The sequence below is a fragment of the Streptomyces sp. NBC_00670 genome (genome assembly GCF_036226765.1).
In the GTDB taxonomy this organism is placed as follows: domain Bacteria; phylum Actinomycetota; class Actinomycetes; order Streptomycetales; family Streptomycetaceae; genus Streptomyces.
Genome location: NZ_CP109017.1, coordinates 5,316,353 through 5,328,602 on the forward strand (window position 1 = coordinate 5,316,353; position 12,250 = coordinate 5,328,602).

At 71.0% G+C, this 12,250-nt stretch carries 8 protein-coding genes and 1 pseudogene; 5 read left to right on the plus strand and 4 right to left on the minus strand.

Going from position 1 to position 12,250, the window contains the following annotated elements; all coding sequences use genetic code 11:
* Nucleotides 1–5: 5 nt before the first annotated feature.
* Nucleotides 6–4,197 (minus strand): annotated as a pseudogene (locus OIE12_RS23725) (nitrate- and nitrite sensing domain-containing protein).
* A 603-nt stretch (nt 4,198–4,800) separates the two neighbouring features.
* Between OIE12_RS23725 and OIE12_RS23730 the strand changes: the two are divergent.
* The 3 genes from OIE12_RS23730 to gltX all read left to right on the plus strand — a co-directional run bounded on the left by OIE12_RS23730 (nt 4,801) and on the right by gltX (nt 7,637).
* Nucleotides 4,801–4,989: a hypothetical protein gene (locus OIE12_RS23730; protein WP_329138519.1), complete on the plus strand. Its 189-nt coding sequence runs from the start codon at nt 4,801–4,803 to the stop codon at nt 4,987–4,989.
* Between the two features lie 394 nt (nt 4,990–5,383).
* On the plus strand, nt 5,384–6,169 hold the full coding sequence (locus OIE12_RS23735; RefSeq protein WP_329138521.1) for a fumarylacetoacetate hydrolase family protein: 786 nt from the start codon (nt 5,384–5,386) through the stop codon (nt 6,167–6,169).
* Nucleotides 6,162–7,637, plus strand: coding sequence for a glutamate--tRNA ligase (gene gltX, locus OIE12_RS23740; protein ID WP_443053892.1), 1,476 nt, complete (start codon nt 6,162–6,164; stop codon nt 7,635–7,637). Before OIE12_RS23735 ends, gltX begins: the two co-directional genes overlap by 8 nt.
* 95 nt (nt 7,638–7,732) lie before the next feature.
* Here gltX and tgmC read toward each other — a convergent pair whose 3' ends face one another.
* Genes tgmC through tgmA form a run of 3 tightly spaced genes read right to left on the minus strand, consistent with a single transcriptional unit; the run spans nt 7,733 to nt 10,124 of the window.
* Nucleotides 7,733–8,902, minus strand: a complete 1,170-nt coding sequence (tgmC, locus tag OIE12_RS23745; protein WP_329138525.1) for an ATP-grasp peptide maturase system methyltransferase — start codon at nt 8,900–8,902, stop codon at nt 7,733–7,735.
* On the minus strand, nt 8,899–9,864 hold the full coding sequence (gene tgmB / locus OIE12_RS23750; RefSeq protein WP_329138527.1) for an ATP-grasp ribosomal peptide maturase: 966 nt from the start codon (nt 9,862–9,864) through the stop codon (nt 8,899–8,901). Before tgmB ends, tgmC begins: the two co-directional genes overlap by 4 nt.
* Nucleotides 9,861–10,124 carry a putative ATP-grasp-modified RiPP gene (tgmA, locus tag OIE12_RS23755; RefSeq protein WP_329138529.1) on the minus strand — a complete coding sequence of 88 codons (264 nt, stop codon included), beginning with the start codon at nt 10,122–10,124 and terminating at the stop codon, nt 9,861–9,863. The genes tgmB and tgmA overlap by 4 nt, the downstream gene beginning before the upstream one ends.
* A 1,047-nt stretch (nt 10,125–11,171) precedes the next feature.
* Here tgmA and OIE12_RS23760 point away from each other — a divergent pair.
* Nucleotides 11,172–11,633, plus strand: coding sequence for a hypothetical protein (locus tag OIE12_RS23760; protein WP_329138531.1), 462 nt, complete (start codon nt 11,172–11,174; stop codon nt 11,631–11,633).
* A complete protein-coding gene (locus OIE12_RS23765) occupies nt 11,624–12,145 on the plus strand; it encodes a GNAT family N-acetyltransferase (protein ID WP_329138533.1) in 522 nt (173 codons plus the stop codon). The genes OIE12_RS23760 and OIE12_RS23765 overlap by 10 nt, the downstream gene beginning before the upstream one ends.
* Nucleotides 12,146–12,250 lie beyond the last annotated feature (105 nt).

Here is a 12,250-nt window from a genome sequence, read left to right on the forward strand (position 1 = left end):
CTCAACTAACGCTCCTGCTGGTGAGTGGGGCTGGGGAAGCTGCCGGTCTGGCCGGGGCCGGGACCGGCCTGACGACCCTGGGCGATGCCCCGTCGGAGATTGGTCAGCCGGCCGCGTACGTCATCGGGCGCACGCGAGACCTGCGGACCGGTTTGGTGCTGTTGCTGCTGTGCCGTGCCCGGTACGAGGTTGGCGCGCGGCACCCGTCGCGGCAGTCCCGAGGTGGTGACACCACCGGACTGCGGCTGCCGTACGCGTTCCGCCTGCCGGACCAGGTCGTCGTTGGGCGAGCTGCGCCAGGCCGCCTCGGCCGGACGCCGCTCGGGAGCGGGGGAGGGGGCGGGAGCGGGCGCCGGGGCGGCCGCCGGCCGGGGTGCCGGGGCGGAGGGCGCCTGCTGCGGTCCGTCGGCGCGGCCCGCGCCGTGGAACCAGTTGGTCTCGAGGGCCTCGTACAGCGGGGTACGGCCGTCGCCGGGACCGGTGGCCGGGGGCAGCGCCTCCGGCTCGCGGTGCACCGGGCGCTGCGGGGCGGCCGGCCGGGGCGCGCCGAAGTCGGGAGCGCCGCCGTTCACCTGCGGCCGCTCGAACTGGCCGGTGGACGTGGCCGCCGGGTCCTGGGCGCCGTAGCCCTGGACCGGGAACTGGCCGGTGGACGACGGGTCCTGGCCGGCGTAGCCCTGCGGGGCGTACTGGCCGGTGTCCTGGCCCTGGTTCCGGTTCTGCCCCTGATCGCGGCCGACGGCCGGGAACTGCCCGGTGTCGTGGGCCTGGTGCGGGGTGGCGAACTGGCCGGTGTCCTGGCCGTGCCGGGCCTGCTGGGCGGGGTACTGGCCGGTCTCCTGTCCGCGCTGCGCGGGGAACTGACCGGTGTCCTGGCCCGGGTAGGAGGCGGGGCCGCCCGGCCGGGTCGTGCCCGGACGCTGCACGTTCGGACGCGGGGCGTTCGGCCGGCCGTTCTGGTGGGGACCGTTCGGCTGCGGGGCGCCCTGCTGCGGACCGCCCTGGTGGGGGCCGCCCTGCTGGGGACCGTTCTGCTGGGGGCCGCCGAACACGTCCGAGCGGACGAACGACCCGGTGTGCTGCGGACCACCCGTGTCCCGGCGCGGGAACTCGGCGCCCGGGGCGGAGTAGTCGCCGGCCGGGGCGTTCGGGCCGGTGAAGCCGCCGCCCTGGCTGTCCAGCTGGTCGTCGAGCTGTCCGTTGAACCCGTGCAACGGCTCGCCGAGCTGCGGGATCTCCGCGGTCGACCCCGGCCCCTGCCGGTCGTCGATCCGCGGCATCTGCGAGGTCGAGGTGAGGGCGTCCGGCTCCTCGTGGCCGCGCGGGGCGTCCAGCGAGGGGCGCTGCGCGTTCTCCTCGCCCCAACCGGGCGTACGGGGCTGCTGGTTGCCGCCGGGCAGCTCCGCGCGGGGGCCGCCGCGGCCGGGCAGCAGCGGCCTGCGCCGGCCACCGCCCTCACGGGGCTGCCGCTCCTGCGGGGCCCGGCCCGCGTTCTCGTCGAAGCCGCCGGCCGCCGGGCGGGCGCCGGGCCCGCCGTCGAAGCCGCCCTGACCCGGAGCGCCGGAGTCCTGGAAGGCCTGGGCCGCCTGCAACCCCTGCGGGGCGCCGGGCGCGCCCTGGCCGTAGCCGCCGCCCGCGCCCGCCGGGGCCGGCCGGCCCTGCGGGGCACCGCCGGGGGCACCGGGCTCGAAGGCGTTCTGCTCGAACAGCGAGGGGGCGCCGCCGCCCGCATGCGGACCCCGGGCACCGCCCGGTCCGCCCGGCCGAGCCGCCCTGGCCCGCGCCGGGCAGCGCCGCCCGCGGCCCCTGGCCCGCGCCGACCTGCCCGCGCTGCGGGGCACCGCCGAGCAGACCGCCGCCCGCGGGGTCACCGGCGCCGAGCGCGCCGCCCTGCTGGCCGCCGTTCTGGCGGCGGGCCGCGGCCGCACCGGCCGCTGCCGCCGCGGCGGCGGGACCGCCGGTGGGGCCGCCCTGGCCGGGCTTGCCCTGCGGCTTCTTGCCGCCCTGGGCGACGTCGACGGGGAGCATGACCAGCGCGGTCGTACCGCCGGAGTCCGACGGGCGCAGCTGGATGCGGATGCCGTGGCGCTGGGAGAGCCGGCCGACCACGAACAGACCCATGCGGCGGGAGACGGAGACGTCCACGGTGGGCGGCGAGGCGAGCCGCTCGTTGATGGAGGCGAGGTCCTCGGGGGAGAGGCCGATGCCGGTGTCGTGGATCTCGATCAGCACCCGCCCGTCGGGCAGCGCGTGACCGGTGACCTTCACCTTGGTCTGCGGGGAGGAGAACGATGTCGCGTTCTCCAGCAGCTCGGCGAGCAGGTGCACGAGGTCGTTGACGACGCGGCCGGCGACCTCGGTCGTCGGCACCGCGGCCAGCTCGATGCGCTCGTACTGCTCCACCTCGGAGGCGGCGGCACGGAGCACGTCGACCAGCGGGACCGGACGGGTCCACCGGCGGCCCGGCTCCTCACCCGCGAGGACCAGGAGGTTCTCACCGTTCCGGCGCATACGGGTCGCGAGGTGGTCCAGCTTGAACAGCGAGGACAGCTGGTCCGGGTCGGCCTCGCGGGACTCCAGTTCGGAGATGAGCGAGAGCTGACGCTGGATCAGACCCTGCGACCGGCGCGAGAGGTTGGTGAACATCGCGTTGACGTTGCCCCGCAGCAGGGCCTGCTCGGCGGCGAGCCGGACCGCCTCGCGGTGCACGTGGTCGAAGGCCGCGGCCACCTGGCCGATCTCGTCCCGGGAGTGCACACCGACCGACTCCACGGACGTGTCCACGTCCTGCGGGTCGGACTCGGACAGCTGCTGCACCAGCTCGGGCAGCCGGTCCTGGGCGACCTTGGTGGCGGTCTCCTGAAGCCGGCGCAGCGAGCGGATCATGGAGCGGGCCACGATGAAGGCGCCGACCAGCGAGACACCGAGGACGAGCAGGATCAGCGCACCGGAGATGATCGCTTCCTGCTGCGACTCGTTGCGCAGCTCACGCGCCTTCTGCTCCATCTCGGTGAGCAGACCGGTCTCGATCTTCGACATCAGCTCGATCTTGTTCGAGTCGTCGTCGATCCAGTCCTTGTACGACTGCTTGTTCTGCGTGCGCATGCCGTCCGTGTTGCGCAGCACGCGGGTGGCGTAGTTGTCCGAGGCCTCGACGGTGGCGTTGCCGTTGGCGATCGGCTTCAGCAGCTCGGTGACGCCGTCGCCGTAGATGTCCGAGAAGCTCTTCATCTCGGAGTCCTCGCCCTCGAGGGCGGACTGGCCGTACTGACGGTCGCTCTCGGAGAGCTTGCCGAACGTGTCGTTCGTGGTGGGCAGCGCCGCCGCGATGATGGCGCGCTGCTCGGAGGCGTACTCCTTGGCGGTGGAGAAGGCCGTCAGCGCGCGGGTGCGCTGGATCATCTCCGGGTTGCTGGTCGCCTGCGCCATGTCCTGGGAGAGGTCGAGCAGCTGGGTGATCAGCCGGTGGTACGCCTCGACCGTCTGCGCGGAGTTCTTCTCGTTCTGGTAGGCGTCGTTGCGGATCGAGCTGAGGTTGCCCAGCTCGCCCACGAGGCCCACGACCGTCTCGCGCACACCGGAGAGGTTGCCGTCGCCGGCCGCGTCGTTGATGTCCTGGGTGGCGTCCACGAAGGCGACGCGCGCCTGGTCGGTCTTCTCCCGCGAGCCCTTGACGGTGAAGTCGTTGGCCTTGGCGCCGTTGGCCAACGGGCCCGCCGACTGGTCGCGCTCGTTCTGCAGCGCGGCGGCCAGCTCGGTGGCCTGCTGCGTCATGTTGGTCAGCAGCTCCATGTTGTCGAGCTGCTTGATCTCGTCCATGGAGTCGCTGATCCGCAGCGCGCCCAGCGAGGTCGCGGCGACCACGGGGAGGGCGAGCAGGGAGACCAGACGAGTCGAGATGCGCCAGTTGCGCAGGGCTATTCGCGGGCCGGGACCGGTCGGGCCGGAGGCCTTGGGCTTGGCCGGCGGCGTGGCGTCCGGGGCCGCGCCCGGGCGTCCCGCGGCCGCGGTGGGCCCGCCGCTGCGCCCCTGGGCGGAGGAGTTCCCGCCCGGACGGCCGGAGGAGTCGGGCCCGGCGGCGGTCGGCGCCGGGTTCTGGGCGCGCTGGGGGGAGGAACTGCCGGCATTGGGGCCAGTCCCGCCGTGCGGCTCCGGCTCCGCCGAAGCACTGCCATCCCTCTTGAAACGTCCCTGCACTAGCGTCGCAACCTCTGGACCAGGCGCCCCTCCGCGTGAACGGCGGGACGGTGTCGGCGTCGTGGGGGGCGCCCTGAAATACGCCCCCCATGGTGGTCGTGAGTGACCGGCGCTGGTTCCCCCTATCTCGCCGCCACCCGGCGCTGGTGCGCCCCCTGTGCGCCGGCTCGATCCTGCGGCGGTCCGTGAGATTCCAGCACAGTGCCGGATCTCCAACAAGGCCCATGGGCGACCCCGTGACCACGGTGACGGGATGTGAGGAGTGGGTCACCGGGCGTAGAGAGGCTGCGCGTGCATACCGGACATATCCCTACGAGCCGTTGGCCAAGGCTCGGTGTCCCAGTCGCCATGATCAGGAGAGGAATGTGCGAGTTGGTTCCGTAATGCCCCTTTCGGGTCCGGAAGGTGAGAGTCCGATTCGACCTTTTTATGTATGGGTAAGTGAGCAAACTCACATGGAGATCAAGGCGTCTTCACGAGTTCCCCCGGGAATTGGATGTTTAGCCTGACGCTTTACAGAGAAGGCGAAACCGACAACCCGCCCGGAGCGGCCCCTTCGCGGGAGTACCGCCGGGCGCTCTCACGACGAGGTCCAGTACAACCGTGAAGACGACGATGATGTTCCGCAACATTGCCAACCCGCGCCGCACGACCCTGGCCCACCTGGCCGACGCGGACGAACTGGAAACGTCTCACCTCCCGGAACACCCCGTCGACCTCCCCACCCAAACGGCCAACCCCCGCCGCACGGTCCTCATGGAAATCCCGACGCAGACGACGGCGACGGAGTAGAGGGGCGCCCGTAAGGGGCGCGGCCCTGTGTCGTCTGCGCGGTTCCGCCGCGGGGGCGCGAGCACTCGCCGTGCCCCTGCAAGGGGCGCGGGGCTGTGTCCTCTGCGCGGCTCCGCCGCGGTGTGCGCGAGCACTCACCGTGCTCCTCCAGGGGCGCGGGGAACTGCGCGAGAAGCCCCCACCCACCCGCACCCGACCACGCACCCCCGGGGTCCAAGGGGCGGAGCCCCTTGAAGGGATGGGAAGGGTAAGGGCGGCGGGGGCGAAAACCCTCCCCGGGCGAGCCCCCACCCCCGCGCGCTAGCCTGGTCACCGAACCCCTGCCGGCCCGCCCCACGGCCGCGAGCCGGCACAGAGAAGACCAGGTCAACAGACAGAGGGGCACGAGCATCCCGTGCGCATCGCCAGGTTCTCCATCGACGGCAACGTCGCCTTCGGCGCGGTGGAAGGCACCCGCCCCGACGAACTCGTGCTCGACATCATCAAGGGCATCCCCTTCGCCGACTTCGAACTCTCCGGCACCAAGGTCCCCCTGAACAAGGTCCGCCTCCTGCCCCCCGTCCTCCCCAACAAGGTCGTGGCCTTCGGCCGCAACTACGCCGACCACGCCCGCGAACTCGGCAACGACGTCCCGGACGCCCCCTTCGCCTTCTTCAAGCCCTCCACCTCCGTGATCGGCCACGGCGACGAGATCGCGTACCCCTCCTTCTCCGAGGACCTGCACCACGAGGCCGAGCTCGCCGTCGTCATCGGCCGCATGTGCCGCGAGGTCCCCCGCGACCGCGTCAAGGACGTGATCCTCGGCTACACCTGCGCCAACGACCTCACCGCCCGCGACGTCCAGCGCCGCGAGAAGCAGTGGGCCAGGGCCAAGGGCTTCGACACCGCCTGCCCGCTCGGCCCCTGGGTGGAGACGGACCTCGACCTCGCCGCCGCGAACGACGCGACCATCCAGCTCACCGTCAACGGCGAACAACGCCAGCTCGGCCGGACGAGCGAGATGATCCACCCCATCGAGGACCTGATCGTCAACATCACCGAGGCCATGACGCTGCTCCCCGGCGACGTCGTCCTCACCGGCACCCCGGCAGGGGTCGGCCCCCTCCACGTCGGCGACGAGGTCGCCGTCACCATCGAAGGCATCGGCACTCTCACCAACAAGGTTGTCAAGCGTGGCTAGCGCACCTGTACGCGTCCGTTTCTGCCCCTCGCCCACCGGTAACCCTCACGTGGGCCTGGTCCGCACCGCCCTGTTCAACTGGGCGTACGCCCGCCACACCGGCGGCACGGCGGTCTTCCGTATCGAGGACACCGACGCGGCCCGCGACTCCGAGGAGTCCTACCAGCAGCTCCTGGACGCGATGCGCTGGCTCGGCTTCGACTGGGACGAGGGCCCCGAGACGGGCGGCCCGCACGCGCCGTACCGCCAGTCGCAGCGCATGGACCTCTACAAGGAGGTCGCCGCGAAGCTGCTCGACGCCGGCCACGCCTACTACTGCTACTGCACCGCCTCCGAGCTGGAGGAGCGCCGCGAGGCCGCCCGCGCCGCCGGCCGCCCCTCCGGCTACGACGGCACGTGCCGCACGGTCACGCCCGAGCAGAAGGAGCGGTACGAGGCGGAGGGCCGCGAGCCCATCGTCCGCTTCCGCATGCCCGACGAGGCGATCACCTTCGACGACCTGGTCCGCGGCGAGATCACGTACCTCCCGGAGAACGTTCCGGACTACGGCATCGTCCGCGCCAACGGCGCCCCGCTCTACACCCTCGTCAACCCGGTGGACGACGCGGCGATGGAGATCACCCACGTCCTGCGCGGCGAGGACCTGCTCTCCTCCACCCCCCGCCAGATCGCGCTCTACCGGGCGCTGATCGAGCTGGGCGTCGCCAAGCAGGTCCCGCACTTCGGCCATCTGCCGTACGTCATGGGCGAGGGCAACAAGAAGCTCTCCAAGCGCGACCCGCAGTCCTCCCTCAACCTCTACCGGGAGCGCGGCTTCCTCCCCGAGGGCCTGCTCAACTACCTTTCCCTGCTGGGCTGGTCCCTCTCGGCCGACCGGGACATCTTCTCGGTGGCGGAGATGGTCGCCGCGTTCGACATCTCCGACGTCAACCCCAACCCGGCCCGCTTCGACCTGAAGAAGGCCGAGGCGATCAACGCCGACCACATCCGGCTGCTCGACGTGAAGGACTTCACCGAGCGCTGCGCCCCCTGGCTGAAGGCCCCCTTCGCGCCCTGGGCCCCGGAGGACTTCGACGAGTCGAAGTGGCAGGCGATCGCCCCGCACGCCCAGACCCGTCTGAAGGTTCTCTCCGAGATCACCGACAACGTCGACTTCCTGTTCCTCGCCGAGCCGGTCTTCGACGAGGCGTCGTGGACGAAGGCGATGAAGGAGGGCAGCGACGCCCTCCTCCGCACGGCCCGCGAAAACCTGGACTCGGCCGACTGGACGTCCCCGGAGTCGCTCAAGCAGGCCGTCCTGACCGCCGGCGAGACCCACGGCCTCAAACTCGGCAAGGCCCAGGCCCCCGTCCGCGTGGCCGTCACCGGCCGCACGGTAGGCCTCCCCCTCTTCGAGTCCCTCCAGGTCCTGGGCAGGGAGACGACCCTGGCCCGGATCGACGCGACCCTGGAACGGCTGGCGGCGTAACCACCACGACGTACAGGAGGGGCGGCACCCGGAGTCTTCGGGTGCCGCCCCTCCGCTGTCGCTTCCAATGGCTACGGCCGTCGTCGGCCCTGCGGTCAGGCGAGACGCTGCTGCCAGCGCAGCGCCGGATCGTCGCTGATCCAGTACGTGTGGGTTTTGGCGGTGATGTGGAGCCGTACGGCGGTGATGTCGGGGCTGCCCGCGTCCTGCCACGCGATGAGCGACCGCTCGATCTCGTCCCACAGGCACACGGGGCCGCCCTGCCGGACGGTCCAGCCGTCGTCGCCGAAGGCGAATGCGGCAAAGGACTCGCGCTCCGGATCGAAGACGTACAGCAGCCGGGTGCCGTCGCCCGCCGCCGCGCGGACGAACTGTGCGCCGGGGGCGGCGAGCTGGGCGAGGAAGGCGGGCATCCACTCCTCCAGGAGGACGGGCGCCACCTTCGCCTCCCGCTCGCTGTCGGCGTAGGCGGTACGGGCGGACAGATCACCCGTCACCGGTACCGCCGCCTGGGACCTTGCCTGCATGAACGAGGACCGGCCGATGATCCGGCCCTCGGCGCTGCCGTCCTCCCCGACGGTGACCTTCGCGAGGCCGGTGCCGTAGGACCATGCCCCGCCGATGGTGGCCAGGACGGTCCCACCGGGCCTGGTCTGCCTGATCCAGGTGTAGGGGATGCGGCGAACGGCGCAGGTGGCGATCGTCCGGTCGTACGGAGCACGGCGCGGGTGCCCGAGCAGCCCGTCCCCGGTCACGGTCCACGTCGAGAACCCGGCCGCTTCCAGCGCGGCATCCGCACGGGCAGCCACCGCCGGATCCACCTCGACGGTCGTGACGTTGTCTTCGCCGAGCCGGTGACACATCAGCGCGGCGGAGTAGCCGGTGCCTGTGCCGATCTCCAGGACACGGTGCCCGTCCTCCACGTCCAGCTGCTCGATCATGTCGACAACGGTGACCGGGGTCGTGGACGAAGAGGTGGGCGAGCCCGCCACGGGATCAGGTGCCCGATCGGCGGTCAGACGTCCGTCGAGCTGGGTGACCAGCGACTTGTCGCTGTACACGATTCGCGCCCATTCCGCCGGGTCGGCTCCCACCGCGGTGACCGGCCGCCAGCGCCCTCCGTCCACGGGCAGGAAGATTCCGGGGCGTAGGAACAGCTCGCGCGGCACGGCCTCCACCGCGGCGCGCCACCGGGGCGTCCTCAGCACGCCGGCCTTTTCCAGCCGGTCGGCGAGGGCCCGCCGCTCGGGTGCGGTGTCGGTCATCGGAAGTCTCCTCGTGTCAACAGGTCGGCGAAGGCGGCGGCCATCCTCAATCCGGTGCTCTCCTCCAGCCAGCCCCACTGGCCGTTCGGATTCAGCTCCAGCCACCAGAGGCCACCCGCTCGGTCCACGGCGAAGTCGAAGCTTCCGGAGACCAGCCCGAAGTGATCCAGGTACGCAAGGAGAGCTTTGTCCACATGGTGGGGGAGGTCCACCACGGTGTAGGACAAGGCGGAATAGTCCTTGCGCCAGTCCAGCAGTCCGGAATCGATCCGTACGGCGAAGACCCGCCTACCGACCACCAGCACCCGCAGGTCGGCGATCTTGTCCACGCGGGCCTGGAAGAGGTGGGGTGTCACGCGCACGCCGTCATCGATCTCGGCAGCCGTGACCGGCTCCGCCCACCCCGTCACCGGAACCCCGTCCCGCTCGTACGGGGTCCACCGCAGCGTCTTGTAGATCACGTGCCTGTGGGCGACGGCGAACTCACGGGCCTCTGCCGGGTCGTTGGTCACCAGCGTCGGCGGGATGGTGAGGCCGAGGCGCTGAGCGAGCGCGAGCTGGGCGGGTTTGTAGTCCGCGGCGGCGTTGCGGAGTGGATGATTGACCCACAGCGGACCATCGAGGGCGTAGAGGGTGCCCCCGAGCCCGTAGCGCACCTGCGCTGCCGCGAATCGCGCGTCCTCGTCGCCCAGGTGCGGGAAGGCGGGCCAGACGGGGCGACGCCAGTACACCGCCCGTAACAGGGCCAGGTCGGCGGTCCTCGACGGGGTGCGGAGCTGCCCGGTCACAGGGGCCGGGCAGGCACCGAACCGAGCCGAGACCGTCAGGCTCGCGCCTATGTCGGCGGGATTGAACCTGACCACCGGCACACCGCGCCGGTTGAGTTCGGTGATCACCATGTCGGCGGTGATGTCGTCCGCCTCGGTGGCCACCAGGACCGGCCTCTGGTCGGTCGCGTTCACTCGTCCTGCTGACTGTCCTGGTCGTGGCCCTGGTCGGGCGCGGAGTCGGAGTTCGTCGTCGTGGAGGTCTCAGTGGCGGAGCTGGTGCCGTGCTTGCCCATCTCGACCACGTGGCCGAAACGGTCGCGGTACACGCCGGCCTGGGTCTCCGGGTCGATGGTGACCGTGGCATGCGGGCGGCGAACGGTGGCCGGGTACGGCGCGAGTCGGCCGGCACCCCAGGGACGGGCGCTCGTGAGTGGCTCAGCGGAAGTGGTCACGAAAGCTCCTCGGAGTCGGTTCGGGTGGACTGACGGAGTGACGGCTGTCCGCACGTGCCGCAGCGTGGCTGCGCGGGGCGGCTCTCCTCCACGTCACCGGAGGACGGGAAAACGCTGCTCCTCGGCGGCTCTGTCGAGTCAACGGCCAATCACGGAGCGGAACCAGGTGATTCCGATACGTACGGCAGGCGTGACCCCGGTGATTTTTACCTTCGAGGTGTCACGGTCGATGTCGGCACGGCTACCTTCGAGTCGTGGCAGAGAACCGCGAACTCGCAGCCGTGTTGGCTGAGGCCCGGATAAGCCAGGCGGAGTTGGCCCGGCGCGTCAACGCGGAGATCGACGCACTGACAGGTCAGGTAGGACATGTCACCGACCGGGACGTGCGCCGGTGGCTCACGGGCGCGACCCGTTGGCCACAAGCGAAGCAGCGGTTATGCATCGAAAAGGTCCTTGGGCGTTCGGCGATCGACTTGGGTTTCGTTCCCCGGCCCGGAAACGCGGCACCAGCATCTTCGGAGGACCCCGTGCACCGTCGTGCCTTCATCACCGCTGCCACCGGGACCGCCGTTGCCGCGACAGTCGGCGCCTCGCGACCCCGTCTCGGCCAGAGCGACGTGCGCCGTTTCCACGCCCAGCACGCCGAGATCATCGCCCAGGATCAGGCGGTCGGCGGGGCTCGCAGCGTCGAGAACCACGCCGTCGAACTGGCGATGCGCATCAAGTCGTCGCTGGCCGGAGGGGCAGCCACGTCCACGTGGGTACGGACCAGGCTGTACGCCCTCGCCTCGGACGTCCTGTGCTCCGCGGCTTTCGCCGCGATCGACGCCCAGGCCCGTACCCGCGCTCGCAGACACCTGGACTCTGCCGTCACATTCGCCGGGCTTTCCGGCGACAGCGAGACCCAGTATCACGTCTGGAACCACCTCGCGATGGTGGCCGGCCAACGAGGCGACTACGCGGAGGGGGTTGCCGCAGCCGACGCGGCCAAGAGCCTTCCCATCGCGAAGAAGGACCCCCTGTACGTTTCTCTGGCGCACATGCGCGGTGCTCACGCACATGCGGGCGGCGGTGACAGAAGTGCCGCTCTCCGCGCCCTCACCGCAGCCGAGCGGACGTTCGGTCGGCACGCTGACGCGAAGCGACCCCCCCTGGATCGAGTTCTACGACGAGGCCGAACTCGACGGGCTGACCTCGATCGTGTGGTTGCGCCTCGGAGAACCCGACCGCGCGGAATATCACCTGCATCGGACACTCGGCGCCCTCCACTCCGACCGTGTCCGCAACCGCGCCTACTACGTCGCGCACCTGTCTCTGGCGCAGGCCAGGCAGGGAGACCTGGCACTGGCCTGTAGTACCGGCGATCAAGCTGCCGAACTCCTGGCCAAGGTCCGCGGATCAAAACGCACGACGGACACCCTGGCGAACGTACGCAAGCTCGTGGTGTCGTCGGGCTCAAGGGAGCTCGGCGCTCTGAACTGTACGGAGAGGGCACAGGCGTGGATCTGAAGACCTATACGCACAAGGACGCTGCCGAGATCCGGGAGATGCTTCTCGACATGCACGACGCGGTGTACGACGGGGAGGAGGACTGTTTCCACGAGAGGGAACGCTTCGCCTGGTTCGTCGACCACTGGAGCGGCAAGAAGAGCTGGTCCTGCGTGGTCGGATTCGAGGAGGGCGCACCAACCGGGTTCGCCTATGGTGCGGCCTTCGACTCCGGGGGCTGGTGGAAGGGCTCGGACCGCCCCGCCTCCGTCGCTCCCGAAGCGACGGCATTCGCCCTGTCCGAACTCATGGTGCTGGAGAGGTGGCGAAAGACCGGCGTCTCCACCCGGCTCCACGAGGCGCTGCTCGACAGCCGAGACGAGGACATCGCCACCCTGCTGGTCGACGTGACGCACCCGAAGGTTCGAGCGCTCTACGAGACCTGGAGCTACGAACAGATCGGCGAACAGAAGCCGTTCGACGACTCTCCCACGTTCGCGATCATGGTCAAGCGGCTCACCGCGCCCGCCTGACGGCCATGGCCGACCGGTGGCAGCGGCGGTCGGCCGGCCTTTTGGCCGCGTAGCGGTGGATTCCTGTACGCCCATGGGGGCGGCAGCTGAGACGGCCCCGACCCG

What these genes read in the sequence shown, in the direction of transcription:
- tgmC (WP_329138525.1), bottom strand. Translation starts at nt 8,902, where the DNA reads ATGACCGACACCGCACCCGAGCGGCGGGCCCTCGCCGACCGGCTGGAA.